General features: G+C 63.9%; 26 protein-coding genes. 3 read left to right on the top strand and 23 right to left on the bottom strand.

Annotated elements, in window-relative coordinates; genetic code table 11:
• Positions 1-32: 32 nt before the first annotated feature.
• The 17 genes from HWY05_RS31820 to HWY05_RS31740 form a co-directional block, all read right to left on the bottom strand.
• Positions 33-584, bottom strand: coding sequence for a hypothetical protein (locus HWY05_RS31820; protein WP_156126477.1), 552 nt, complete (start codon positions 582-584; stop codon positions 33-35).
• A gap of 11 nt (positions 585-595) precedes the next feature.
• Positions 596-1066 carry a hypothetical protein gene (locus tag HWY05_RS31815; protein ID WP_035545999.1) on the bottom strand — a complete coding sequence of 157 codons (471 nt, stop codon included), beginning with the start codon at positions 1064-1066 and terminating at the stop codon, positions 596-598.
• An 84-nt stretch (positions 1067-1150) separates the two neighbouring features.
• Entirely contained in the window at positions 1151-1636 is a 486-nt protein-coding gene (locus HWY05_RS31810; protein WP_244146752.1) for a YbaB/EbfC family DNA-binding protein, read from the bottom strand.
• Between the two features lie 12 nt (positions 1637-1648).
• On the bottom strand, positions 1649-3022 hold the full coding sequence (locus HWY05_RS31805; RefSeq protein WP_244146759.1) for a Do family serine endopeptidase: 1374 nt from the start codon (positions 3020-3022) through the stop codon (positions 1649-1651).
• 51 nt (positions 3023-3073) lie between these two features.
• Positions 3074-3289, bottom strand: coding sequence for a hypothetical protein (locus HWY05_RS31800; RefSeq protein ID WP_244146751.1), 216 nt, complete (start codon positions 3287-3289; stop codon positions 3074-3076).
• Between the two features lie 85 nt (positions 3290-3374).
• Complete coding sequence (locus HWY05_RS31795) at positions 3375-3569, bottom strand: hypothetical protein (RefSeq protein ID WP_176060825.1); 195 nt, start codon at positions 3567-3569, stop codon at positions 3375-3377.
• Positions 3566-3949 (bottom strand): hypothetical protein, encoded by a 384-nt coding sequence (locus HWY05_RS31790; RefSeq protein ID WP_176060824.1) that lies wholly within the window; start codon positions 3947-3949, stop codon positions 3566-3568. Before HWY05_RS31790 ends, HWY05_RS31795 begins: the two co-directional genes overlap by 4 nt.
• A gap of 112 nt (positions 3950-4061) precedes the next feature.
• Positions 4062-4940: a peptidylprolyl isomerase gene (locus HWY05_RS31785; protein ID WP_035546007.1), complete on the bottom strand. Its 879-nt coding sequence runs from the start codon at positions 4938-4940 to the stop codon at positions 4062-4064.
• Positions 4941-5025: 85 nt separating this feature from the next.
• Positions 5026-5472, bottom strand: coding sequence for a hypothetical protein (locus tag HWY05_RS31780; protein ID WP_176060823.1), 447 nt, complete (start codon positions 5470-5472; stop codon positions 5026-5028).
• Positions 5469-6065 (bottom strand): YbjN domain-containing protein, encoded by a 597-nt coding sequence (locus HWY05_RS31775; RefSeq protein WP_081935624.1) that lies wholly within the window; start codon positions 6063-6065, stop codon positions 5469-5471. The genes HWY05_RS31780 and HWY05_RS31775 overlap by 4 nt, the downstream gene beginning before the upstream one ends.
• A gap of 77 nt (positions 6066-6142) precedes the next feature.
• The gene (locus HWY05_RS31770; protein WP_176060822.1) at positions 6143-6841 is read right to left on the bottom strand and encodes a hypothetical protein; all 699 of its coding nucleotides are present in this window, start codon (positions 6839-6841) and stop codon (positions 6143-6145) included.
• Positions 6842-6852: 11 nt separating this feature from the next.
• Positions 6853-8670 carry a putative porin gene (locus tag HWY05_RS31765; protein WP_244146750.1) on the bottom strand — a complete coding sequence of 606 codons (1818 nt, stop codon included), beginning with the start codon at positions 8668-8670 and terminating at the stop codon, positions 6853-6855.
• A 177-nt stretch (positions 8671-8847) separates the two neighbouring features.
• Positions 8848-9546 carry a TonB C-terminal domain-containing protein gene (locus HWY05_RS31760; protein ID WP_176060820.1) on the bottom strand — a complete coding sequence of 233 codons (699 nt, stop codon included), beginning with the start codon at positions 9544-9546 and terminating at the stop codon, positions 8848-8850.
• 9 nt (positions 9547-9555) lie between these two features.
• Complete coding sequence (locus tag HWY05_RS31755; protein ID WP_035546011.1) at positions 9556-9966, bottom strand: biopolymer transporter ExbD; 411 nt, start codon at positions 9964-9966, stop codon at positions 9556-9558.
• Positions 9967-9985: 19 nt separating this feature from the next.
• Complete coding sequence (locus tag HWY05_RS31750; protein ID WP_176060819.1) at positions 9986-11782, bottom strand: MotA/TolQ/ExbB proton channel family protein; 1797 nt, start codon at positions 11780-11782, stop codon at positions 9986-9988.
• A gap of 60 nt (positions 11783-11842) precedes the next feature.
• Positions 11843-13429, bottom strand: a complete 1587-nt coding sequence (locus tag HWY05_RS31745) for a ShlB/FhaC/HecB family hemolysin secretion/activation protein (RefSeq protein ID WP_244146749.1) — start codon at positions 13427-13429, stop codon at positions 11843-11845.
• A gap of 377 nt (positions 13430-13806) precedes the next feature.
• Complete coding sequence (locus tag HWY05_RS31740; protein WP_176060817.1) at positions 13807-14970, bottom strand: TIGR03032 family protein; 1164 nt, start codon at positions 14968-14970, stop codon at positions 13807-13809.
• 410 nt (positions 14971-15380) lie between these two features.
• Here HWY05_RS31740 and HWY05_RS31735 point away from each other — a divergent pair, with 410 nt between their 5' ends.
• Positions 15381-15965: a hypothetical protein gene (locus HWY05_RS31735; protein ID WP_035546016.1), complete on the top strand. Its 585-nt coding sequence runs from the start codon at positions 15381-15383 to the stop codon at positions 15963-15965.
• A gap of 86 nt (positions 15966-16051) precedes the next feature.
• Positions 16052-17050 (top strand): type II secretion system minor pseudopilin GspK, encoded by a 999-nt coding sequence (gspK, locus tag HWY05_RS31730; protein WP_176060816.1) that lies wholly within the window; start codon positions 16052-16054, stop codon positions 17048-17050.
• Between the two features lie 39 nt (positions 17051-17089).
• On the opposite strand, the gene HWY05_RS31725 is transcribed toward gspK, so the two are convergent.
• A complete protein-coding gene (locus HWY05_RS31725; protein WP_176060815.1) occupies positions 17090-18745 on the bottom strand; it encodes a type II toxin-antitoxin system Phd/YefM family antitoxin in 1656 nt (551 codons plus the stop codon).
• 222 nt (positions 18746-18967) lie between these two features.
• On the opposite strand from HWY05_RS31725, the gene HWY05_RS31720 reads away from it, so the two are divergent.
• Complete coding sequence (locus tag HWY05_RS31720; protein ID WP_176060814.1) at positions 18968-19807, top strand: hypothetical protein; 840 nt, start codon at positions 18968-18970, stop codon at positions 19805-19807.
• Positions 19808-20039: 232 nt separating this feature from the next.
• Here the strand turns inward: HWY05_RS31720 and HWY05_RS31715 are convergent, their stop codons facing one another.
• The 5 genes from HWY05_RS31715 to gspF form a co-directional block, all read right to left on the bottom strand.
• Positions 20040-21041 carry a FecR domain-containing protein gene (locus HWY05_RS31715; RefSeq protein ID WP_035546020.1) on the bottom strand — a complete coding sequence of 334 codons (1002 nt, stop codon included), beginning with the start codon at positions 21039-21041 and terminating at the stop codon, positions 20040-20042.
• An 11-nt stretch (positions 21042-21052) separates the two neighbouring features.
• The gene (locus HWY05_RS31710; RefSeq protein WP_035546023.1) at positions 21053-21601 is read right to left on the bottom strand and encodes an RNA polymerase sigma factor; all 549 of its coding nucleotides are present in this window, start codon (positions 21599-21601) and stop codon (positions 21053-21055) included.
• A 6-nt stretch (positions 21602-21607) separates the two neighbouring features.
• Entirely contained in the window at positions 21608-22363 is a 756-nt protein-coding gene (locus HWY05_RS31705) for a secretin and TonB N-terminal domain-containing protein (protein WP_035546026.1), read from the bottom strand.
• A 174-nt stretch (positions 22364-22537) separates the two neighbouring features.
• Positions 22538-23068: a type II secretion system minor pseudopilin GspH gene (gene gspH / locus HWY05_RS31700; RefSeq protein ID WP_176060813.1), complete on the bottom strand. Its 531-nt coding sequence runs from the start codon at positions 23066-23068 to the stop codon at positions 22538-22540.
• 9 nt (positions 23069-23077) lie between these two features.
• On the bottom strand, positions 23078-24295 hold the full coding sequence (gspF, locus tag HWY05_RS31695; protein WP_176060812.1) for a type II secretion system inner membrane protein GspF: 1218 nt from the start codon (positions 24293-24295) through the stop codon (positions 23078-23080).
• Positions 24296-24521 lie beyond the last annotated feature (226 nt).

The following is a 24521-nucleotide window of genomic DNA, read 5'->3' as shown; positions in this document are numbered from 1 at the left end:
CTCCGCATGGGCCGTTATCTTCCGGCATGCGTTCATTGCCAGATCAGTCCGCGCAGCCAAAACAAAAGAGCACCGGCAACATACACCACCGTGGAAATCGACATCGGCAAATCAGGCAGAAAAATAAGGAGCGAGATGGGAAGAATGAAAATCCCAATATTGAAGGCGATCAAACTCCATTTGATATAAAAGTCCCGCTTTTTTTTCGCACGCGTGAGCGCGAGTTCGTTATTTTTCGCCTCCTCCGCGGTCACACTAGCTGGCGGCCTGAAGTCGCGCGTGTTGAACATCTTCGCGTAGAGCGCACCCATTACACATAAATAAAAGCACGCGCAGCAGAGCGCACTCAATGCCATGATCGCGGACTTCACATGAAAGTCCAACATGCCACCGATCATTACGCCAACGCGCGGTATGTGCGAGAAGCTCCTCGACCCGAGTTCATCCTCTTTGACAATACAAACAGCGGCAAAGTACAGACCCGAGAAGCCAAAAAGAATCGAACACAGCAGCGGCATTCCATCTTCTACCGCGTCGTCCTTATTTGGAAATTTCCTGTCAAGTGGCGGCGAAGCCTTGCTCATAACGCCTCTTCTTATAAGACGTGATTACACTTGACGCAACGATTCAATGGATGGCTTTGGCAGTAATCCGCGCCGCACCCCGCGCAATGCCTGGACTTCGAATTCGGTTTGAATTGATGCGTATTATTCGGCATATCGCACGTCAGCAATATGGGGTTGCCGATGCCGATAAATCCCAGGTTGGCGAACTCCACTTGCAGCGCGTGCGTCACTGAGGCAGTCAGCCGTTCCTCCAGTTGCGCCGGCGTCTCGCCCTGCTCCAAACTGTCAAAATCGACGGCCAGCGCACGTGTCTTCAACGCATTTATCAAGACTGCGACGGCCTCCGCCAGAACTTCCTCATCGAACGTGCCTCCTGGCTTCATCGTGGTGCCCTCCCGAACGGGATTTGTCGAGCGTAGATCGATAACCTTCAGGTGCTTGTCAGCAATGAATTGCCATTCAATGACGAGTGCGTCCACGACCATGGCGTCGGTGAGCACACCGGACAGTCTTGTCCCCGTTGGAACGTGATGTTTCTTTAGCTATCCCGAGAACGTAGGCGGCATATCGAAGTCTGTCAAGGCTCATCGGTACGGGTTTGTGATACCCCGCACAGTTCCCGCATCCGGATTCGCCGTCAGCCGCAACCTCACCCTCAACGGCTGACGCATATCCGCCGGCGGCGCGCCTGAAATCGGATGCACGGTCAACAACTGCTGCAAGGTCGCATCGGCCTTCGGATCGCCAAGCGAGTCGAACTGCACCTGCGTGACCGCCCCATCCGCGCCGATCCATGCGCGGACCACCAGCGCGGGCGGCGGCGCATCGGCCTTCGCGTTCAGCACCCGGTCTTCGAGAAACTGATGGAACTGGTTGGCCGCGTCGTCGTTCGCTTCGAGCGATGCCTGAAACTGCTGGCCCACGCGTTGCGCGTAATCGATCCACGGCTGCGGCACATCGAGCGTCTGCGCCGCGGCCAGCGCGTTCCAGAACAGTGTGCATATAACAGCGACCCTGCGCGTCCATCCAGACAACTTGCAGCGGGTATTGCAGCCAATATTGCGCTTCATGACGATTCCCGGTTAGTCCGGATCCATGGGAAGGTAGAGACGCGAACCGCCGCGCTGCACAAGCAGCGCGACCGTGCCATGCGCCGCGCCGATTTCGGCGATCAGCGCGTCGATCGTCGCGACCGGCGTGCCGTTGACCGACAGCACGATATCGCCCGGTTTCAGGCCGACACGCGCCGCCTGACCGCTCGCCTGTTCGACCAGCAAGCCACGGTCGACGCCGAACTGCTGCTGTTCCGGTCCATTCAGCGGCCGCAAGCTCAAGCCGATACGCGCCGGCCCCTTGGGATTCGCGCTCGATGCAACACCGCTGTCGAGCGCGCCCACCGCAACCTGAATATGCGTCCTGGCCCCCGCGCGCCAGACGAGTAGATCGGCCGTCTGCCCCGGATTCATTCTGGCGATGGTGCCGAGCAGATCGACGGGATCGGCCACCGCGTCGCCGTCCACGCCGAGCACGACATCGCCGGCGAGCAGTCCCGCCTGCGCGCCGGGTCCGCCGGGTTCCACCATACTGATCAGCGCGCCATCCGGTTGCGCCAGTCCGAACGAACGCGCGAGCGCCTGGCTGACTTCCTGCAACGCGACCCCGAGCCGTCCGCGCGTGACCTTGCCGGTCTTGAGCAGTTGCTCCTTCACGTCGAGCGCCACGTCGATCGGAATCGCGAACGACAATCCCTGATACCCGCCCGTCTTCGAATAGATCATCGAGTTGATCGCGATCACGCGGCCGTTCAGGTCGAACAGCGGGCCGCCCGAGTTGCCCGGATTGATCGGCACGTCGGTCTGAATGAACGGGATATAGCTCTCGCCCGGCAGCGACCGCGACTTCGCGCTGACGATACCTTGCGTCACCGTATTCGCGAATCCGTACGGCGAACCGATCGCCATCACCCAATCGCCGACCTCGGTGCGCGCCGGATTACCGGTGACGACGGCCGGCAGATTGCGGGCGTCGATACGGATCACCGCGACGTCCGACAGCGCGTCGCTGCCGATCACCGTGCCTTTGAACTGGCGCTTGTCGGTCAGCTTCACGTCGACGGTCGTCGCGTCGCCGACCACGTGCCGGTTGGTCAGAATCACGCCATCCGGACTCACGATAAATCCCGAGCCGAGACTCACCTCTTCGCGATTGCCGATCACGCGCCGCGCGAGGAACGGGGCAAGCGGATTGCCTGGCGCGATGCCGGGCGGCAGTTGAATGCCCATCTGCGTGACTTCGCGCGTGACGCTGATGTTGACCACCGCCTGACCATAGCGTTTGACGAGCGCGGCGAAATTCGGCACCGTCAGCGAGGCGCTGTTTGATGTGCCGTTCGATGCGCCCTTATCCGCCGCGCCCGGATTGGCGGCCCAGACCGCGGTGCCCACGCACATCGACATCAGCACGACACCGCCCCGCGCTATCCGCGTCTTCACCGCAGCCCCCATACGTCAGCCACGTCGACGAGCGAAGAGAATCAGCGCGCGCAGTTCATCCATCGAGAAACGGCCGTCCAGCGCGATGGTGCCCATCTGCCAGTCAGGACAGTCGCGCAACGCATCCCACGCGACCCAGCCGCCCCGGCTGCGCAAAATCCGATGCGCGGTCGATTCGATCACCTTCGCGTCGATTTCGACCACGTCGTCCATCTTGTCCCACGCCATCATGCGTATTCTCCCTGCTGTTTTGCCGCGTTATTCCGGACCGGTCGCCACCATCGCCGCCGGCCCGGGCCGAGCGCGGCATTGACCTCTACGTCTCGTCCCACAACAGCACTTTGACGCGGCTGCGTGATCTCCTCGTTGCACCGCGACGCTTGCGCTCGACCTTGCTGAAAAGCGCGTCGCCGCCAGACTCATCGACGCCGTCACGCACGGCGTCCTCACTCGACGAAGCGTCGTCCTGCCGCTCGTCCGCGCCGAACTCGCGCATCGGGTCATGCATCATTTCGGCGGCACCGCGACCGGTGCGGCGGGACGTTGCGGCGTCACCGAATTGCCCCAGTTCGTGCCGAACCGGTTACGTTCGGTGGACAGATTGAACGTGCCGAGCCGGTTCGACGGCGCGTTAGCCGCGGCTTCCGCCGTCGTCTGCGACGCACCGGCCTGCACCGTCGGCTTCGGCTTCAGCTGTGAACTCAGGCAGTCGTACGACAGCGCACGCTGGCCGTCCACTTCGGCATCCACGCACACCGGCTTCGTCGCCGACGCCGCTGCGCCGGAGGAACTCGCACGCGGCGCGCCGCCTTGCGCATAGACTGCGCCGGCCGATACCGATACCGATGCCAACGCAACGAGCACCACCACGATCAATCGACGCAGATTCATTGCTCTCTCCAGTCGGCGACACCCTGCGCGTTCGCGCACCGCTGCGCCGCTTCGCGCGAAATACCCGCGCGACGTGCGCTTCAACACAAACCTGCTCTGCCGGCCGCGTCGATCACTGCGCCGCGGCCAGCGCCTTCTTCAACACGTCCTCGTTGATCGGCGTATTGCCGGCCAGCTTCGCGACATAAGCCTGAACGTTCTGCTGCAAACGTTGCGCGCGCAACGTCGTGCGGATCGACTCCTTGACGTCGGCCAGCGGACGCAGCGTCGCGGCCTTCACCTCGATCAGTTTGACGACGTGAAACCCGGTCGGCGTCTGGACCGGCGCGGACACCTGACCGGGTTTGAGCGCGTCGGCGGCCTGACGGATCGCGGGCAACAGCATCGTCTCGGGCACGACACCCATGTCGCCGCCGTTCGCCGCGCTGGTCTTGTCCTGCGAATTCGCTTTGGCGAGCGCGGCAAAATCGCCGCTACGCGCGCGGCCGGCGAGATCGGCCGCCTGCTTGCGGATTTTCTCGAGCGTCGCCGCGTCCGAATTAGCCGGTGCATCGAGGTAGATCTGCGCGAGATGCAGCGCGCGCGGCGCGGTGAACGCCGACTGATTCTGGTCGTACGCCGACTGGATTTCCGCGTCGGACGGATAATCCGCCGGCGGCGCATTCACCGAAGCCAGATAGCTGCGAACCACCACATCGCGCTGCGCCTGCTCGAGCGCCGTGCGCACTTGCGGCTGCTTGTCCCAGCCCTTCGCCTTGGCTTCGGCGAGCACCGCTTTCTGCGCCAGCGTCGAGCGCACGAGTTGGTCCATCGCGCCGGGGTCCGCCGCGAGCCGCGTGCGCCCGTCGGGATTCAGCGACTTCAGCAGCGCTTCAATATCGGCCTGCGTGACCGACGCCTGAGGCGCATTCGCGATCACATCGCTTTGCGCCATCGCGACGAGCGGCATCATCGACACAAGCCAACCTGCCAGTACGAATTTCTTCACCATGACTCCTGCGGTTACCTGAATGCTGTCATCACCGGCACGCGCCCCGGTTGGGACGTGCCCTCTGCACGGCGGCCAGAATCTCGACCTACGATTCAGCCGACCGGTTCATTGCTGCATGCCCGCCCAACTGCACGACGACCGGCTGAATCATGTCGCGCGGCGGTGCTTTGCCGATGCCTTTGCCGACCACCACCAGGTGAAGATCGGCTTCGATTTCCGGCAGGCAACGCGGCGCGCATTCGATCCGCTCGATGCGCCCGCGTGCGTCGAGCCAGGTCTTCAGCCGCAAGACCCATGGCCCGTTGTCCGCCACCGCGCTTGCCTGTTGTTCGAGCGACGCGCGAAGCCGGCAGGCGGCGCCATCCGCGCCGTCGAGCGCCGAATGCAGCCGCCGCGCGACCCGTTCCGCGTAATGCACCCACGCGACCGGCGCGTCGCCGACCGCCACCGCATCCGGTTTCACGCGCAGGTTGCCGCCGAGAACCGACAGCAGCGCCACGCCGAACGCCTTCATGCGACCCGCGAGGTTCATTGCGCGAGCGCGCTCTCACGCGTGCCGTTTTCGCGCACTGCCGAGTCCGTGCCATCGCCAACGGATGCGGCGCCTGCGGTTGCCGTCGTCCGCGCATCCGTCTGCTGCTCCGCCAACGCCGGACGGTTACGCAGATGCAGCAGAAGCTCCTGAATCAGACGGTCCCAGAGTTCGATCGTCGAGCGCAGATAGCGCCCGGTCACGCCGCCCGCGACGATCACGTCCATCTCCAGCGCCAGAAAAGGCCCGTGGTCGGCGAGACGCGCAAAACGCTTCGTGCGGTTCCAGCTCGCCACCAGTTCCATCGGCAAGTCACCTTGCACCTGCAGCACGCAGCTATGGGTGTAATCCAGATAGCGGACCGCGGCCGGATCGGTCGCCGCAGTGGCGTCCTGCGCGGCGTTGCCGAAGCGCACCGAAAAGCCGACGCCCTGGCTCGCGCTCATCAGTTGCACCGCGCCGTTCTGTTCGGCCACGGTCACGCGATAGCCGGCCGCCTTCAGGATTTCCGCCAGTCGATCGATGCTCACCGCTTCGATCAATTCGCCGCCCGGCAATTGCTCGGCCACGGCCTTGGTCTGTTTGTCGCTCATGTCGATGCTCCTACGTCGATTAGGTTGCTAACGGCCCGTTCCGGGCAGTGTTTTTTTGTGTTCTCGCGCTGCCTGTGTCATTGCGCGGCGGCAGATCCCGAAGCCGCGTCCTGAGATGCAGACACCGCTGCCGATGCCGCTACCGACCGCGCCGCCGGATCGTATTTGCCGCTGTAAAGCGCGTCGCCGTAACGCTGTTCGATCTCGTCGTATTTCACACGCGAGCCTTGTGCGAACGGCTGACGCGACGCGAAGAACGAGCCGAAACCGACATGCTCATAAGCGTCCAGAATGTCATGCCCCACGCGATACAGATCCGCGTTCTTCGCCTGACACATCTGCAGGCGCGTATCGCGCAGCTTCGCGTCGTTCTGCAGTTGCGCGCGTTGCGCGTCGCGTGCTCGCGAGACCGTCAGCAGGTCCTCATAAGACGACTTGTATTTCGCGAGCTGCTGGGCGTCCTGCGCATGACTGCTCTTCTCCACCGACAGCGCCCGCTCGGCCGCTGCCTCGCCGCTCGATTTGCCACTCGCGGCCGCAACCTGCGCCTGCGCGTCCTTCAACTGTGCCTGCGCCGCATCGCGCTGCTGCTCGGCGGCGGTTTTGTCGGCCTGAAGCTGCGCCTGATTGTCCTGAAGCTGACGCAGCGTTTGCACCGTGGAACGTAATTGCGTGCGCAACTTGTCTTCCATGCTCTGCGCGTTGGCACTGCCGCCCACGAACATGAAAGCGCCGGCAAGCGCCGCGGCAATCAGGCCATAACGAACTGTTTTCATCCCGACTCCCGTCAGAAGCGCGCGTTGAGCTCGATCTGCAGCACGTCGATCGAAACCGGCGGCCCGTAGACTTCCTTCGCGCTGAGATAGCGTGCCGACAGCCACGTATCGCGCGCCACCGCATACGACGCGCCGAGAATGTAGCCGCGCGCATTGGTGCCGCCCAGATGGAAGTCCGGATCGTTGAACGCGTCGAGCGTGGCGTCCGGCTGCAGATACTTGTAGGCGACCGAGAAATTCCACTGACCCTTGGTGCTCGGGTCCGGCTCACCGAACGTCACTTTCGCGAGGTAGCCGTTCGGGCCGCTGCGATAGTCGGACTGGCTCGCATTGACCGTGGTCGCCTCGTAGTTGTTCACCGGCAGCGACGCCGCGCCGAACGCCTTGTTGGTGTTGTAGGCCAGATTGCGGACGAACTCGCCGTCCAGTCTCACCTTGACGCGATCGGCCAAGACCGTGTCCCATTGCGCCTTGATGTCGAGCAGACGATAGTTGTACGCGAGCCCGAAGAGTTGTGGCTCGGGCGTCATGCCCGGCGCGAGATTCGGGTTCTGCACGATGTTGCGCAACGCCACCAGCGTGTTGCCGCCCTGCAGGAACGCGGGCGCTTCGTTGTCGGTGCTGCAGTTCGTCGCGCCGAGGTACAGCGCGCAAGGCGACGACAGCGTGCCGCGCATGTTCTGGTAGTCGTAGTAGGCCAGCGCGCCCTTCAAGCGGTTCTGCTGGTTGATCTTCCATTCCGCGCCGACCTGCGCGCCGAACATCCACCTGGTGTCGCTGCCCACCTTGCTGGTGCTGTTCGACGGGAAGTTCTCCGACGTGTACTGAATCGGGAACACGCCGAAGGTGCCGAACAGCGTCACGTCCGGATTGATCGGCAATGCGTGACGGAAGCTCGCGGCCAGACCGTCCATTTCGAGGTCATTGGAGAACAGCAGGTCCGACGTGAAGAACGGATTGTCGAAGCGACCCGCCACGACGTTCAGCCACGAGTTCGGCTGATAGCGGAAAAACGCCTTGTTCAGCCAGATGTTCTTCTTCGCGAAGCCGCCGCCCGCGGTGGCGGTGGTCGACACGGGACCGTTGTCGTTGCCGCTCGCGAGCTGGATGCCCGCGCTGAATTCATCCGACAGCAGCGCGGTCACGCCGAGACGCGCGCGATAGCGTTCGAGGTTGTTGCGGTTCTGCGTGGTGTTCTGCGTCGGCAATTGCGTCGTGTTGGTATTGCCGTTGATATCGAAACCGCCGCCCTGATTGATCGCCGCGAAGTTCGTTACGTTGTTCGCGTTGCGGCTGCCATAGAAGTGGAATTCGTCACGCACGCGCAGATCGCCGTCCAGTTTGATGCGCGACACCCAGTCGGGGAACGTGTTGGGTTGCGCCCAGTTCTCCGCCTTCGCTTGCGCGACCACTTCCTGCTTCACCTGATCGCGAATCTGGTCGCGCACGACCTGCGGCACGTACGGCACCGCGACGTCGCCCGGTTGCGTCGGCGCATTGACGACCGCCATGCCTGCCGCACCCGCCACGCCCGCCCCCGCCACCGTGCGCCCGGATGCCGCCTTGGCCTGCGCCGTTTCCGCGCGTGCTTCGCGGATCAGGTCGTTGGCGTTCTGCTGCGTCAGCACGCCGCGCTTGACGAGCAGGTTGATCAGGTTGATCACCGTGCTCTCGGTCGGCGCTGCTGCGCCCGTCGCGGCCTGCGTTTCGAGCGACTGCGCGTGCGCACCCGTCGCGCACGACAGGCCCAGCGTGACCAGCGCCACGCTCAGGCGCGTGCCGGTCGTCGTCGATCCTCCGCCGCCGTAGCCGCGACCCCGTAGCTTCATTTTCCGAATCATCAATGCTCTCCGCGTAACCGCTGTTCTTTTGCCGGCATCGTCCGTGTGCGGACCTGCCACGTGTTTGCTGTGCTTGCGCCGCGTGGATGCGTGCGTGTGCCTGATCTTTGTTCTTGCCTTTAACCGTGCCGCTTGTAGCCCGCTCATAGCCCCGCTATGCGCCCGTTATCCCGGCTTGCGCCCCTGCAGCTTCACCAGCACCGGATACGCCGTAGCGGGCGGCGGCGGCTCGTCGACCTTGCCGAGCGCCTCGACCGCCGCGACGACGGCGGCGTCGATCTTCGGATCGCCGGTGGTCTGCGCGATCGTCACCTTCGTGATGCGGCCCGACGGCTCCATCCACAGATTCAGGCTGCCGGTGAAGCGCACACCGCCGACGTCCTGCACGCCCTTGTCCTGCTCGACCGCGCGCTGCAGCGTGTAGACCATGTACTGCGCGTAGCTCGCGTTGCCGAAGCGTCCAACGTTGCCGCCGCTGCCCACGTTCCCCGAGCCGTCGCCCGCGCCGATGTTGAAACTGTCGGTGCCCGCCTGAGCCGGTGCGTTCATCGTCATCTGCTTCGGCTGGTTGTCCGACGGCCTGGGCGCTTCCGACGGTTTGGGCGCGACTGTCGGCTTATCCACCGGCGTCTTGACCTCGTCCTTCACTTTCTCCGGCGGCGGTTTCTGCGGCGGCGGAGGTGGCGGCGGCAACGGAATCACCGTCGTCACCTGCGGCGCGCTGACACGTTTCACGCCCGTCGTATCGCCGGCGAAATGCCAGATCAGCGCACCGAGCGCCACCAGCGCCAGCACGATCGCGACCGGCTTGATGAAGCGGCCCGGACCCTTGCCGGAAGGGCCGCCGTTATAGGTCATTTCCATCGCGTCGCCCTAGCCGCCCTGCTTCGCTTTGCCGGTCACCAGACCGACCTGCGACAGATCGAGGCGCCGGAGCAGATCGAGTACATCCATGACCCGCTGATACGCCACGGCGGAATCGCCCTTGAGGACGATCGGCACATCCGGATTGCTCGCCTTCTCGGTGCGCAGCCGGCTCTCGAGTTCGTCCATCGTGACGGGGTACGCATCCAGAAAGATCTGCCCCGAATCGGACACGGTGATCGCCTTGGTCTTCGGCTTGGCGAGACTCGCCGACGAACTCGCCTTGGGCAGATCCACCTTGATGCCCTGCACCGAAGCGGTCGTCATGATGATGAAGATGATCAACAGCACGTACGCCAGATCGAGCATCGGCGTGATGTTGATGTCGTCGTACGGCTTGTCGTCGTCCTGAACCTGCATGGTGATCTCCCGTGTGCGTTCAGTCGGCCAGCAGCGCGTGGTCCGGGCTGCGATGCGCTTCGGCCAGCCGCGTGACGAATTCGTCGACGAACACCTGCATGTTCGCGGTCACGTTCTTGTTGCGGATCAGCAGGTAGTTGTAGCCAAACAGCGCCGGAATCGCGACGAACAGACCGGTGACCGTGGCCAGCAGCGCGGCGGCGATACCCGGTGCGATCGCGTTGACGTTGACGTCGCCGGCGGCCGCGATCGCGGCGAAGGTGATCATCACGCCGACCACCGTGCCGAGCAGACCGAGAAACGGCCCGCCGGAAATGGCGATGGTCAGCAGCACCATCGACTTCGACAGACGCTGGTTTTCGCGCACGAGCGTGGCGTCCATCGACGCGCGGATCGCCTCGATCGACTCGCTGGTGATCACCGTGCGGCCGTTGTCGTCGACGCGGCTATGAATCTCGGCGACGCCCGCGCGGTACAGCCGGTACAGCGACGACTGGCGCAGGCGTTGACCCTCTTCGCTGGTTTCCTTCACGTGCGCGAGGCCGACCAGGTGACGGCCCGCCACTTCGCGAAAGCGTTCGACGAAGTAGTTGTTGGCACGGTCGACAAGGCCGACGTAGCGCCCCTTGTTCCACATCACGACCCACGAGACGACGGCCATGGCCAGCAGGATGCCGATCACCACCCACGCATCGACCGTCACCGACTGGACGATCACGCCGAAGTAGCCGAAGCCGAAACCCGACTGCTTTTCATCCGCGCCGTAGTTGATCAGCTTCGATTCCGAGCCTTGCGCCAGCGCGTCGAGCGCGATCAGCTCCGGTGAGCGGGCAATCTTCGACAGACGCAATTCGTCGAGCGAACCCTTTAAGTTGGCGAAGCCGGCGGGCGCGCCGGTCACGTCGCCGGCCACCGCGGCCGCGCTGGTCAGTGCGGGCAATGCCGCGGCGATCTGCGCGGCCTGTTTGCCGTTCACGTACACGGTGAGGTTCTTGCCGTCGGCGGTGACGGCGAGATGAGCCCATTGATTGACCGTCAATGCAGCGGCGGCGGATGTGCGAACCGGCGCCGCGGCGCCGTCGATCTCGGCGAACGGCACGCCGTTGTCGAGGCCGATCAGCAAAGCGTTCGCGCCGTCGCGGCGGCTATACAGCAGCGTATTGGCCGCCAGTGCCGACGGCTTGAGCCACACGCTGAACGTGAAGCTGCCGCCCGCGCTCACGTTCAGCGACGGCGTGGCCGGCAGATTCAACGCCGTGCTGCCGTCGAACTGCGCGCCCTTGCCGACGATGCCGTCTTCGACGGTTCGCAGCGGCGCGTTCTGCGCATGGTTCGCGTACGCGGTCGCGTCTTTCGGCGGCGAGCCGGACGGACTGTCGAAGTGATACACCAGCGTGTAATCCGGATCGAAAGTTTGCGACGGCTTGCTGCCGTCGGGCGCCTTCTTGTTGCCGTAGTACATCCAGATCGATTCCGCCGAGCCGGCCGGCATCTTCGTGATATCGACCCAGATGAGCGCGACGCCCAGCACCGCGTCGTACTGTTCGATGTCGAAGTTCAACGGCGTCTTGTCGTCGGCCGCGACGAAACGGATGTCGGCGCCGTTATCGGCCAGTCCATCGAACTGGAAATTGCCCGAGTGCAGCCGGATCAGCAACGGCACGCGACCGGCCGACTCCGTCAGGTTGGCCCCTTTCGGACCGGCGTCGATCGTGATCGCCTTGCGGTACGACCAGTCGTTTTGCCACCACGCGTTGGCGACGCCGGGGATCACGCCCAGCAGCGTCAGTAACAGGAGAAACAAGGCTCGCTTCACAATCCACTCCCCAAATGAACCGTGCCGGCAACGCGGCAAGGCACGAACAGAAAAGATCCTTCAGAAACCGAGGCGCACATAGAAATCAAAGCGCGGGCTGTACTGCTTCGTGTAGATACCGGCTTTCAGCGGCCAGCCCGCTTCGAAATCCGCGCTTGCGTACTTGAACAGTTGCACGCGTGTCCCCACGCCGACGCTCAGCCGGTTGAAGCTCGCCGTCTGCTCCGGCAGCGGGCTGAGCAGCCACAGGTGCGCCGCGTCGACGAACGCATGAAAACGCCATTCGTTGATGCGGCTGCCGGCCGCGCCGCCGAGGTATTTCGTCAGCGACGGGCTGCGCAATTCGAGTGAGCCGATCACGCCGCTGTCCGCCGTGTCTTCCGCCTGCATGTAGCCGCGCACGCTGTTCATGCCGCCGGCCGCGAACTGCTCGCTCGACACCAGCGGCGAGTTCGCCAGTTGCGCGGTCACGTGCGCGTTGGCCTGCATGTCGTTGGCAAAATGCTGCGTGTGATTGACGTCGAATTTGGCGTAGAGAAAATCGGGCGTCGCGTTGTAGCGCTTGTTGTCCCACGCGCCGGCGTCGCTGCCGATACCGCGAATATTCGTGGTCAGCGACGCGGAAAACGCCGTTTGCGAGTTCTTCAGGCTGAGCTGGCCGGTGTATGAGAGCGTGACCGGCACGTAGGTCAGCGGCGACATGGACATCTGTCCGCCCAGGCTGACGTTCTCGTCGTAATGCTTGCGATCGATCTCGATGCTCACCGACTGCGCGTAGGTGTCCGACGCCGGCAATGCGTAGATTGCCGTGAAGCCGTAGGTTGTTCCCTTGCCGAGCACGTTGGTGCCGCCGATCGACGCCACGTTGCTATCCGAATGAACCACCGTGGCCAGCAGGCTCCAGTTCGAATTCTTCAGCGGCGCCAGATACGAAAACGAGTACACGCGCGCGTCGTCCGGATGCTGCGGCGCGATCACGTAGGTGCCCGACACCACGTGGCCCAGTTGCCACAGGTTCGAATAGCTCAGCGTGGCGCTGGTGCGCAGCAGCGAGGTGCCCGGGCTGTTGTCGTTGTTCAGGTCGAGCGTGCCGTGCAGCGGACTGTGATCGTCCACTTTCAGATCGACGTCCACGGTCTGCGGCATGGCGCCCGGTTTCAGCACCGGAATCACCTGGCGGTCGGCCGTGCGGTTCAGATCGGTGAGCTGCTGCTGCGCGACGCCGAAGTCGGGCACGCTGCCTTCCGCGAGCGCCGGCACCGCGTCGCGAATGTTCTGCGGCGAGGAGTACTGCGCGCCTTCCACGCGCAGCCGGCCCACTTTCGCTTCCACGACCTGCAACACGATCACGCCGTTTTTGACCTGCTGCTGCGGCAACTCGACGACCACCGATTGATAGCCGCGATCCTGATAGACCTTCTGCAACGCATCGCGCGCCGCGTTGACGTCCGCCAGTGTCTTGCCGGGTCCTTCGAACGGATAGACCGCTTTTTCAATGTCGAGGCTCGGCAAGGTCGTATTTCCGCGCACGATAAATTCGTTCAGGTCGAATGTTTGCGGCGCAGCCACCGCGGACGTTGCCACCGCCGCGCTCTGCGCATGCGCACCGGCCGCGAAACCCAGGCCACCGACGAATACCACGCTCATCGCGCCCATCGTGCCGATCGCGCCAGATACGCAGCGCCGCCGCGTGGCGCGTCTGCGTTGAGCCCATTCCCCGTTGGACTCCCCGCTCGAACCCTCGGGTGATATCCCTATCCCGTTCACTCTTGGCGGCATGCGCCATTCCCCTTTATTCATTCGGATCGTTGCCGCATCGGCGAGCCCCAATTCTTCGAGCCCGCTAGCACAGTTTCATTTCAGAAATGTTACTTTTAGTTGGCCATCCTAATCGTACGGCGGGTACTACTGGTCTCCGTCGCGATGATTCTTCAATCCAGCAAATCAATCCTTATCGCGCGTCCCTATCATCAAGACGAAACGAGCACGCCTAACCCGCAGGGCATATTTAAAAATTTTGCGATTTAGCCTTCCCGGGCCTGCGATTCGTCTTCCTCGCGTGGCCGTGTCTGCCAGAAGCCGCCCTTCATCGTCGCGATGGACGGCGTTTCCGCCCACTCCCGTGGACTCAGAATTTCGGCGCGCAGAATATTGGGCAGCACCTGGACATCGAATACTTCGTCCACGCCGTTGTAGAACTCCACGATCCCCAACACTTCGCCGCTGCGGCTATCCAGTGCCGCCACACCGGCCACCAGTTCATCCGTCCCACTCTCGATCGGCAAGCCCTGCGGCCCGCGCTTATCGCGCAGTTTCGACAGACCCACGAACATCACGCCGCGGTATTCGGCCAGACCGTGCACGAAGCCGGGCAAGCTCGCCACGACGCGTCGCGCGCCGTTGTGCACATCGATTTCAAGCACTTGACCCCGGCCGCCTTCGAGCACATAAAGGCGACCGTCGATCAAACGCGGCGAGTGCGGCATGGACAGTCCCGACGCGACGATTCGCCCCGACGGCACTTCCATCACGATGCCGCCGCTCGCCATGCCCGCGCGCCAACCGAACGGCGTGCTGGTGTGGCCGAGCGCCGTCGCATAGCGCACCTTGCCGTCGTGATAGGCCATACCGTTCAGATGGCAGCGATCGTCGGGGCGGAACTCCTTGACGAACGGCGGCTGCCAGATCGGCGTGAAATTGAAGTAACCGTCGATCACGCTAATGCACGAGTAGCGCGTATTGACCGCGAGCACGATCTGCTTGTCGAACACCATGTCGTGCAGGTCGAGGTCGCCCGTGTAATACGTCATGCGCGGCACGAAGATCGCGTCGTAGTAATCGGGACGAGCCGGATAAAGCGGCGCGAGCGACGGCAGATTGGCGAACACCATTAACTCGTGCATGGTGGCCACGGCGAGGCGGTTGCCGCTCACCGTCATGCCCATCGAACGCGGCAACCGACACGCGGACAACGTGGGCACGCCGTTTTCCACGCCGAGCAACGCAACACCCGAGGGCCGGCGGCTGATCGCGAGAGAACATTGCAGCGACGCGAGCACATCGAGAAAGCGCCCCGTGTCGCGCAAATTGATGAATGGCGAGTCGGCGTCCGTCGCCACGGCGGGCGGCGATTGATCGCTCGCCGGATCCGGCTCACCTTCCGACTGATATTCCCCGAGGCGTTCCACGTTATTTATCCCAAGCTCTCGCGCTGCTTTTTATAAAGACCCGTCGCGATAGGCGCGCAGGCATCGCGCCCCGCACGGATTCATCGCTTCATGTGACCTGTCGATAGCGGCGTCCAGGTCCATTCGAGCGTTCCTTATTCCTAGACGGAAACAACCGGCCAATCCCGCAAACTATTTTTTGCACGTGGGATTCAAGCGGGATTCAAGCGGGGTTCAGCAGAAAAATGCGGCCTGCATATTAATGCTTGAACACAGTCCATCGTCGCTCGTGGATGCGTAATTTTTTGTGACATACGCAGAACATTCGTGTGAAGGAATCCTCGACGCCCCGAGAAACACGACGCAACGTGCGGGATAGACCGCGTCGCAACGTCCTATCAAATACAGGGACGACATCAGCGAGGAGATCCATGTTGATCACCACCATGCTTCTGCGACGGCTCGTCGCCAGGCTGACCGGCGCGCGCGGCGAGACGGCGGAGCGCAGTCCGCCGGGCGATCCGCAGGCCGGGAGCGACACCGCAGGCTCGCGGCGTTTGCGCTGGCGCATGCCGTGGCTCGCGTGGCAAGCGCTGTCGTGGGTTTCGCTGACGCTGCTCGCGCCGCCGTTCTGGGCGATCGGCGCCCTGCAGATAATCAATCCGCACAGCGACCAGCCGTTCTTCTGGAATGCGCTGATGGCGATCGTGCCGCTGGCCGGCGGCGTCACCATCGTGCTGACCAATCAGCAGCATTACCGCGCGCCGTTCCGCAGTCATCGCGCCGCGGCGCTCTATTATTTTCAGCGCAGCATGGCGTTGAGCTGCCTGCTCGTGCTGCTTCTACTGTGGAGCACGCATGCCATCGACGACCTCGTCGCGCCGCTCGCCATCGCCACGCCAGGCTCGCACCCCGCCGCGCTCGCGCTGTGGATGACCGGCCTCGTCGCCGCGTTCGGCATATCGTCATCTCTGCATGCGAGCATCCTGCACGTGTGGCTTGCCTTCCTGGCCTGAACCCTGGCTTGAACCCTCTTCATTGAACCCTCTTCATTGAACCCTCTTCATTGAACCCTCTTCACGCTCCGCGCGGGACCGACTCTATGCGCCTTCGAAAACCAGGCCGCCGCACGGGCGCCTCGCGGCAACGCGGCATTGCCATCGTGATGGTGCTGCTGGTGGTTGCGCTGGCGGCCACGCTCGCGGCCAGCGTGTTGTGGCGTCAGCAGGTTGCCCTGCGCGACGTGGAGAACCAGCGCCTTGCGGTGGAAACGATGTGGGCCGAGCGCGCCGCCGTCGAATGGGCGCGTGCCACGTTGCGTGCTCAGGCTGCGATATCGAACGTGGCTTACGTGGGCCAGCCGTGGTCCGCGCCGGTGAGCGAGGTACAACTGGTCAGCTTCCTCGCGCCGGGATCGAGCGCGGCCTCCCTCAATGGCGAGCTGTCGCGTGCCTCGATCTCGGGTAGCGTGGAAGACGCGCAGGCCCGCTTCAACCTGATGAACCTGGTGTCGCGCGCCGCGCCCGGCCAGCCCTGGCAAACCAACGCCGAAGGCTTGCTCGCCTATCGCCGCCTGCTCGGTGAACTGTCGCTCGATCCGGCGCTCGCGAAGCAAACCGCCGCGTACCTGCTGAAATCGCTGCGCGAAACCAATGGCCCAGACGGCTGGCCCTTGCAACTCGTGACGGTGGCGGATCTGTCGCGCGCGGCCGGCTACGACGACAGCACGAGCGCGGCGCTCGCGCCGTACGTCACGATCCTGCCCGATCTGACCACGGTCAATGCGAACACCGCGTCGGAGCCGGTGCTGGTCGCCGCGATTCCGACGCTAACGCGCGTGCTCGCGCACCGGCTCGTCGAACGACGCAACACGGCGTACTTCGTCAGTACCGGCGATATCGCCGAGGTGCTGGCCCCGACCCAAAGCAGCGCGACCCTGCCCGATGGCGCGATGGTCGGCGTCAACAGCGGGTATTTCATTGTTCATTGCCGGATTCATTCCGGCCGGATCAATAGCCGGATCGATACGCTGGTGGCACGCTATGGAGTCGGCAATTTCAGCTGGACATCGGTAATCTGGGTGCATCGGATCACCGGCTAACCAGGGCTAACCTGGCCTAACCTGGCTAGCGGTTTCAATTCAATGCAGATCGCTGACCACGGTCTCGCCGTTCATCGGCACCAGCGACGCATAGTCGATCGACAATCGGTCGAAATTCGTTTCGCGCACCTGGCCGATTAACCGGTTCCAATCGTCGATGGATACCAGCAACGCGACCGGACGGTTGTATTTCGTCACCATCACGAGAGCATCGCTGGCATGACGTAGCGCGCGCGACGGATTGCTGCTGAAGTCGCGCGTCGCCATCGCGATGGTGCGTAGCCTTGAAAATCCCGCCGCCGCCAGCTCCGCGTCTTCGCGCAACAGATGCTCGAGTGTCGTCGCGAGCAAACGTGCCTGCGATTTCGCCGATACCTTGTGATCGCGGCGCTTTCTGCGCATGCTGCGCGGATCGACATGCACCGCAAGATGACGGGCGATATCGCGCAGCGCCGCATCCGGAAGCCGGTCGTAGCGCCGCCAGTTGTCGGGCGGCAGCGCGATCATCATGCCGCCGTACGCGCCCTCTATGCCGCTCGCCATGTGCAGCGGCAAACGCTCGCTATCGCGCTCGTCGAGATCGAGCGCATTTTTCACGACGCCGATCATCGCGCTGAACACGTTGTACGCCAACGCGACGATGCCCGCCGCGAGCGGCGTCGCCCGCGACGCGATGACGCCGAACGCGGCGCCGTCGCAGACGGCGTCGAGCGGCAACGGCAGCGTGTCGCGCCACGCACGGGTGGCGAGCTGGACGATCTGCAGCGCGTCGAGTGTCGTTGCGGGTGCGTTCGTCAGGATCGCGACGCGTTGCGGCGTACCGCTTTCCGCGTCGATCCGATGCCATTCGATACGCCGGAACACCGGCGACGCGCCGCACTCCGTGGGCATACCGATCGGTTGCTCACAGACCGACGCGCCGTCGAGCCAGCCCGCTTCGCGCGGCTCGTCGAGCGCGCGATACGCGGGCGTACAGCCGTGTTCCTGCACGACGAACAGACTGCCGTCGCAGGGCCAGCCGGACAGAATGGCGGCCGGATTGAAATGCCCGTCGAGAATCCACAACTCACCCGGCCGAACCGACTCCACCAGTTGCGCGGCAAACGCCCGCTCGTGGACAAAGCCGCGTTCGTAGGGCAACAGATCGACGATCAGCGCAAGATCCGGGTCATAGACCGGCAGCACGCAAGGACCGTCCACCGCGCCCGGCTGAGTATCGGCCGGAGCGATTACGTGGACGCAGCCCGCCGGTCCCGGCATGCAGCGCATTCCGGCCGACATCGAAACACCATCCAGCACGCGCACCCGCAAATCGCCGGGCGATTGCGACCGTTTCTCCGTGCGCCGATGCGCGACCGGCAGCAATAGTCCCGCGCTGTCGCGCACCAGAGAACGGCCCCATTGCTGGCGTACGCGACTCATGCGGTCATGCAACGCGGTCAATTGCGCGGCGGTTTCTTCGGGCGCTTCGGGGAACGTTTCGCGCGTGCGGTGCTGGCGCGCGGCGATCTGCGTCATCGCCTGTACGGTCATGGAAAGCAGCAATTCGCGCAGCGGTTCGCCATCGCTGTCCGGCTCGTCTTTGCCGAGCGGATCGTCCAGCGACTCCGCGTGCAGCGCCCACTGCATTACCAGCCGCGCCATTACCGCCATCGGGCTATGCTCGACAAAGCGTTCCATGACTGTGCGTATCAAAGGCCACCTCGTTATCGTTTTGACAGACCGTGTCCAGCGTTCAGGTTTGCGTCGCTTGCGGAAAGAGACTCACGGTCTTCGCCGTTCACGCGCAATCCGTGCCGCTCCTGTCGAACCGCTTGACGAACTTTTTCCGACGTTGGACCATCGAATGTGACGAGAAAGGGGCAGGCTGTCGCAACGTCGCGTCAGCTCCCCCGACGGCATCCACAAGGACCCGCCATGTTTGTCGACCCGCGCGTAGCGCACGGCCGAGCCAGATACGATCTGAACCGATCCCCGCGCCTGTTCGCCGAAGAACGCCGCTGGGAGATTAGCGACGTCGTCACGACCAGCCTCGACAACTTCACGGGCCTGCGCAACCGGCGCAATCTGCTCCGGCTGCTCGAACGCCAGGTCGCGCCGAAACTCGCGCGGCTCGGACTCGAACCCTACGTCGGCGCGCTCGGACAAACCGAAGGCCTGTTCGTCAACTTCTCGACCATGAGCGCCGAACACGGGCTGCGTGAATTCCAGTTGCAATTGAGCGTGCCGGATCTGGTGTTGCGCAGTTTTGCGTCGGGCACGATCCGCCCGCATGCGGTCGCACGCTGCATGCAGCGCAACGGCGTTACGTCGCTCGCGGAGATCGAAGCGGAAACCAGCGCCGCGTTCGTGCTGGCCCGCGTGATCCGTCCGCTCGCGCTGGCCGAAAACTGGCGGCAGGTCGGCGTGCCGACGGCCGCGGGTCTGTTCGTCGGCGCGTTGAACGACAGCAACGACATCGGCCTGAACACCTATATCCGCCCCGCAACGAGCGACCGCGACTCCCGCTGGGATCGTTTTGCCGCGCTGTTCGCCGCGATGCCGCCGTGGCGCGCCGAGCAGATTCGGCAGGGTAGCGATCTGTTGCAATGGATGGTCAACCATATCGTGGCCTTGCAAAAATCCGCCTCGTTCGTCGAGCGTTGTCCGTTTCTGCTTGAGCCTTATCGCCACGTTGCCGATCCCCTCGATGCCAGTTGGGATGCCGCGCGAGCAAGCGCGCGCGCCGACGGCGGCGGCGATGCGGCAGCCTCGTGAGCGCCGCGGCTCGATGCCGAAAAATGCGGCCTTCTTAAACTAGGTCGAAGCGAGCCGCGCTAACCCGCAGATTTTCTTTTTAAGCGTCGATGAAGATCGGTCGCGCGCACGAGCGTGCCGACGCGTGCGTGTCGTGGTTACGCAGGCTATGAGAAATGAATAGATCTGTAACGCATAAAAAGCGGGCGCAATGGCCCGCTTCTACGTTCTACGGCGCGGGTTCAGCCCAAGCTCAGCTCAACAGAACCAGATTCCCCGGCAAGCGCGTGATGCGCGCCCCGTACAGGCGCCCAAGCAGATCGATCACATCGTCGAGCCGCGTAATCGGGAATTGTGCCTGCATCCGGTTCTGCCCCAACGCCGGATTTCTGAGAATAATTTTGCCCGGGCGGTAGCGATTGATTTCGTCGACGACCTCGGCGAGCGGCACGCCGTTAAACACCAGCACACCGCGCCGCCACGCCACGAAGCCACTCGGATCGACGCGCGAAACCGGCTCGACCTTGCGGTCGTCGTAGACCACCTGGTCGTTGGCGCGCAACGTAAGCCGTGCGCTGGGATGGTCGAGCGCGAGCGAACCCGACAGACAGGTCACGCAGACCGAGCCGCCGCCGCGACGCACATTGAAGCGCGCGGTGACGGCCTGCATGCGCCCTTTCCCGGCGACGACAGTGACCTGCCGCAACAGCGCGTCGCCCAGCGCCGTCGACGCCTTCGCGTCGATCTCCGCTTCGCCCGCCAGCAGATCGATCCCGCGCGTGGCGGCCTGGACCGGCAGCACGTCGAGCCGCGTCTGCGTGTTCATTTCGACCACGACGCGATCCGACAGCACCACGCTACGTTGTTCGCCGGTGCCGGTGCGATAGTCGGCGGCGAGGTCGGTGAGCGACGGCCACAGTTCCAGCGGCGGACGCAACGCGAGCCACGAGGCCCCCGCCGCCACCGCAAAGCCGACGAACGCGCGACGCCCCGTGCGCACCGTTTTATCGCGGCGCGCTTCGGCTAGCCATTCATCGTTGGCCGCCGCCGGGCTTTCATCGGCCAGCTCGGCGGCGGCCGTACGCAGCAGGTTCCACGTATCGCGCAGCAATGCCGCAGTCTGCGGATGCTCGGCGCTCCAGCGCTGGAAGGACTCCGTTTCGGCACGGCTCATGCTGCCCGAACGCAAGCGCACGAGCCACGCCTGGGCTTCCTCCAGGGCGTGGTCCGCGGTAACGGCCTCAGCTTTCCTCATCGTCGGGATGTTCAAAATTTACGTGGCCCACTGCGTGAATCCGTGTACGGGTCGCCAGCTTCCTGCATACGCTGGAGACAATACTTCATTGCCGCACTCAATTCACTCTCTACCAGCCTCAGGGAAATCCCGAAACGTTCGGCGATTTCGCGATTCAACTGGCCATCCACCCGCGCGGCCAGCAGGATGGCCCGACGCCTGGGCGTCAGGCCGCGCAACACGTCTTTCAGGCTATCGATCTTGCGGCGCGCCGTCAGGATCCGCTCGGGATCGGCCAGTTCGTCGGGCACGCCGAGCAGCACGTCGACGTCGTCCTCATGCGCATGACGGCGCTCGTGGCGATGCTGGTCGATCGCGACGTTGCTCGCCATGCCGAGAATATACGCGTCGGCATTGGCGACCTGGGTGGACACATTCGCCTTGTCCAGACGCAGCCAGGTTTCATGCAATGCGTCGGTCGCCCCTTCTTTCGATCCTGTGATGCGCTCCAGCCGCCTGACGAGGTACGCGTAGCGCGTGGCCAGGATCTGTTTGAGTTGGGTGCGGCTCGTGTCTGGCATAAGCGCCTAGTTCCGACCGTCTGTTGTTGCTGTTGTCGTCGGGCAATGCAGATGCACACCGTTGCCGGTGGGCCGCAGCAGAATCGTGACGGGCTCGGGCAAGCTGCCCGGCGGCGGCGAATCGAGTCTCAGCGAACGCAGCGCGCGCACGATGGCCGCGTCACGCGAAGCCTGTCCACTTGAAGCGACCATATTCACCGCCACCACTGCCCCCTTATCGTCGATACGCAACTGTGCCGCCAGCCGGTAGCCACCCGGCATGGCGGCAGGCAGCGCGCACAGGACCTGGGTCATGCGCGCCTGCAACTGCGCGGCGTACGCTTGCGCGTCGGCGTCGTCACCGAGTCCGTCGACCGGTAATGCCGGGTTCGCCGGCGCCTCCGCCGCGACCGGCGACGCCTCGGGCGCAACAGGCTGCGCGACGATGATCGCCTCGTCCGTACCGGTGAACTCGGCCTTCAATCCGGTTCCCGCGAGCACCCTCTCAAGTGCTTCGCGCGGCGAATAATCGCCCTCAACCGGCGCGCTCGTATGACCGTCGAGCAGCGGCGCGGGCGCCAGCACGATCAGCTCGGTAGTCCGCGCAAAAGCCTGCAAGGCCTGCGCGAGCGGCTGGGCGGGCAGCTCGAAATGCGCCGCACGGCCGGACGGACGGCTGGCCTCTCCCGCGTCCTGGGCCTTGGCGCAACGCATGACGAACGCCAGCAACAGCAGACATGCAGTCAACGCCAGGACACCGGTCGGCGCCCGTGAACGTGTCATCTATCAATGCCGGAAATGTTTTGCACAGGACTTCGGCGCAGCGGCCCAGAGCCGCCCCGAAGCAAGCGAACATCGCATCGTAGGGAATCACTGTGACACTTAGGTGAATCCGCATAAGGGTGCGGTTTGGATCGACGTGCCATGCGTGCGGGTCCGGAGTCGGACCCGGCGATTTCAGGGGCGTCGCACGACGAAGTTGCCGATGCCCGTGCCGACCACGAGTAATCGCACGCCCTCCGACGAGAGCGTGATCGTCACCGGGACGCCGATGCTTTCATCGCCGAACACGACGCGCGATACCGGCTCGTTGCTGCCGGTGTAGCGGACCGACACGCCGGTCACTTCGGTCGACCAGCGATGCGGGCCGAACAGGTCGTCCGCGACGGGTTTCCAGGCGCCGTCTTCGGTGCGCCGATAGAACCTGTAGCCGCCCGCGATGGGTTGCCACGCCATCGGCGACGAGCGGACCTGCGCTTCGTCGCCGGCGGATTCGAGCAGGCTCGCGAGGCGCTGCGCTTCTTCGGCGAGATCGGTGCGGCGGTTACGCGAAGGCGCCAGCGTAACGACCGCAACCAGCAGGCCGACGATCAACAGCACCACCATCATTTCGAGCAACGTGAAGCCGCGCTGCGTGTGACGAGCCGGGCGCGTGAGCCGTGTAGCGAGAGGCCGCGCAATGTGGCCAGATTCGATCCGCCGTCGCATTCGCATCGCTCACTGCACCATGTTGTTCAACTCGATGATCGGCATCATCACCGCCAGCACGATCACCAGCACGACACCGCCCATCGCGAGAATCAGCAGCGGTTCGAGCAAGCTGGTCAGAAACATCGTGCGCCGTTCGAGTTCGCGCGACTCGCCGTCGGACGCGCGGTCGAGCATCGTGGTCACGTCGCCGGTCGCTTCGCCCGAGCGGATCAGATGCACCAGCACCGGCGGAAACGTCTTCGTATTGCCGAGCGCGCGCGACAGCGACGTGCCTTCCCTCACGCGCACGATCGCGTCCTGGATATTGGCGAGCATCGCGCGATTGCTGAGCGTTTCGCCGGCCGCCTGCAACGCTCGCAGAATCGGCACGCCGGCTGCGGTGAGAATACCCAGCGTGCTGGCGAAACGCACCGTGTTGTAGCCGCGCACGATCCGTCCTGCGAGCGGCGCGGTGAGCAGCCAACGGTCGAACGACAGACGCGGTCCTGGCCGCGCAAGCACACCGCGCACGATCCACACGAGCACGCCGACCGCGATGAGCGTCGCCCACCACCAATGCCGCACGTAGTTCGACAAAGCGAGCATCGCCACCGTCAGAAACGGCAGCGCCTGCTTCGTGCTGGTGAACACGTTCGCCACTTGCGGCACCACGTAACTCAGCAGGAACGTGACGATGCCGAACGCGATGAACGTGACGACGGCCGGATAGGTAAACGCGAGCAGGATCTTCTGCTTGAGCGCATTGCTTTGCTCGATGTAGTCCGCGAGACGCGACAGCACGATGCCGAGCTTGCCGGTATGTTCACCCGCCGCGACCAGCGCGCGATAGATGTCCGGAAAATCGCGCGGATGCTGCTCCAGCGCATTCGCAAACGAATGCCCGCCGATGACTTCACCGCGAATCGACGCCATCAGTTCGCGGATGTAATCGCGTTCGGCCTGTTCGCTGAGCACCGAGAGCGTTTCGTTGAGCGGCAGACCCGCAATCAGCAGACTCGCCAGTTGCCGCGTGAGGATGGCCTGCTCGCGCTGCGACAGCTTGCGCCCCGCGCCGAGCCGCCGGCTGCGCTCGCCTTGCAGCCGCGACGTGGCCAGTTCGACGACCAGCGGCGTGAGCCCGAGACCGCGCAACTGGGTGCGCCCGGCGCGCGCGCTGTCCGCTTCGAGTACACCCTTCAGCGTCTTGCCTGCCAGGTTGATGGCTTCATAGCGAAATGCCGACATGACACTCTCCTCCGGTTACGCGCAGCACTTCTTCAAGCGATGGTCCGGCAAAGAGTAAGCAGCGAACAGGATCAGAATTGTGACGAATGGTGGGCTAACATTTTTAGCGTTTCTGCTATTGCGGCGGTGTGGGTGTTTTTAGATTTTTCGCACATAAAACGCCTATACGTCATCTCTCCATACGGGTATTGGTTTCCCTAAAGGAGGCCGAAATGTTCCGTACCAT

Origin of the sequence: Paraburkholderia sp. BCC1876 (assembly GCF_902833695.1) — a bacterium.
Taxonomy (GTDB): domain Bacteria; phylum Pseudomonadota; class Gammaproteobacteria; order Burkholderiales; family Burkholderiaceae; genus Paraburkholderia.
The sequence above is the reverse complement of the archived record's forward strand: the minus strand, read 5'-3'. Positions and strand labels throughout refer to the sequence as shown.

Coding starts and splice junctions, on each gene's coding strand:
- gspF (WP_176060812.1), bottom strand. CDS start 24,295: ATGTCGGCATTTCGCTATGAAGCCATCAACCTGGCAGGCAAGACGCTG.
- HWY05_RS31755 (WP_035546011.1), bottom strand. CDS start 9,966: ATGCAGGTTCAGGACGACGACAAGCCGTACGACGACATCAACATCACG.
- HWY05_RS31765 (WP_244146750.1), bottom strand. CDS start 8,670: ATGAAGCTACGGGGTCGCGGCTACGGCGGCGGAGGATCGACGACGACC.
- HWY05_RS31720 (WP_176060814.1), top strand. CDS start 18,968: ATGTTTGTCGACCCGCGCGTAGCGCACGGCCGAGCCAGATACGATCTG.
- HWY05_RS31705 (WP_035546026.1), bottom strand. CDS start 22,363: ATGACACGTTCACGGGCGCCGACCGGTGTCCTGGCGTTGACTGCATGT.
- HWY05_RS31745 (WP_244146749.1), bottom strand. CDS start 13,429: ATGAGCGTGGTATTCGTCGGTGGCCTGGGTTTCGCGGCCGGTGCGCAT.
- HWY05_RS31710 (WP_035546023.1), bottom strand. CDS start 21,601: ATGCCAGACACGAGCCGCACCCAACTCAAACAGATCCTGGCCACGCGC.
- HWY05_RS31790 (WP_176060824.1), bottom strand. CDS start 3,949: ATGAATCTGCGTCGATTGATCGTGGTGGTGCTCGTTGCGTTGGCATCG.
- gspH (WP_176060813.1), bottom strand. CDS start 23,068: ATGCGACGGCGGATCGAATCTGGCCACATTGCGCGGCCTCTCGCTACA.
- gspK (WP_176060816.1), top strand. CDS start 16,052: ATGCGCCTTCGAAAACCAGGCCGCCGCACGGGCGCCTCGCGGCAACGC.
- HWY05_RS31795 (WP_176060825.1), bottom strand. CDS start 3,569: ATGATGCATGACCCGATGCGCGAGTTCGGCGCGGACGAGCGGCAGGAC.
- HWY05_RS31780 (WP_176060823.1), bottom strand. CDS start 5,472: ATGAACCTCGCGGGTCGCATGAAGGCGTTCGGCGTGGCGCTGCTGTCG.
- HWY05_RS31785 (WP_035546007.1), bottom strand. CDS start 4,940: ATGGTGAAGAAATTCGTACTGGCAGGTTGGCTTGTGTCGATGATGCCG.
- HWY05_RS31770 (WP_176060822.1), bottom strand. CDS start 6,841: ATGAAAACAGTTCGTTATGGCCTGATTGCCGCGGCGCTTGCCGGCGCT.
- HWY05_RS31735 (WP_035546016.1), top strand. CDS start 15,381: ATGTTGATCACCACCATGCTTCTGCGACGGCTCGTCGCCAGGCTGACC.
- HWY05_RS31820 (WP_156126477.1), bottom strand. CDS start 584: ATGAGCAAGGCTTCGCCGCCACTTGACAGGAAATTTCCAAATAAGGAC.
- HWY05_RS31800 (WP_244146751.1), bottom strand. CDS start 3,289: ATGATGGCGTGGGACAAGATGGACGACGTGGTCGAAATCGACGCGAAG.
- HWY05_RS31805 (WP_244146759.1), bottom strand. CDS start 3,022: ATGTCGATGTGCGTGGGCACCGCGGTCTGGGCCGCCAATCCGGGCGCG.
- HWY05_RS31715 (WP_035546020.1), bottom strand. CDS start 21,041: ATGAGGAAAGCTGAGGCCGTTACCGCGGACCACGCCCTGGAGGAAGCC.
- HWY05_RS31760 (WP_176060820.1), bottom strand. CDS start 9,546: ATGGAAATGACCTATAACGGCGGCCCTTCCGGCAAGGGTCCGGGCCGC.
- HWY05_RS31775 (WP_081935624.1), bottom strand. CDS start 6,065: ATGAGCGACAAACAGACCAAGGCCGTGGCCGAGCAATTGCCGGGCGGC.
- HWY05_RS31810 (WP_244146752.1), bottom strand. CDS start 1,636: ATGAAGCGCAATATTGGCTGCAATACCCGCTGCAAGTTGTCTGGATGG.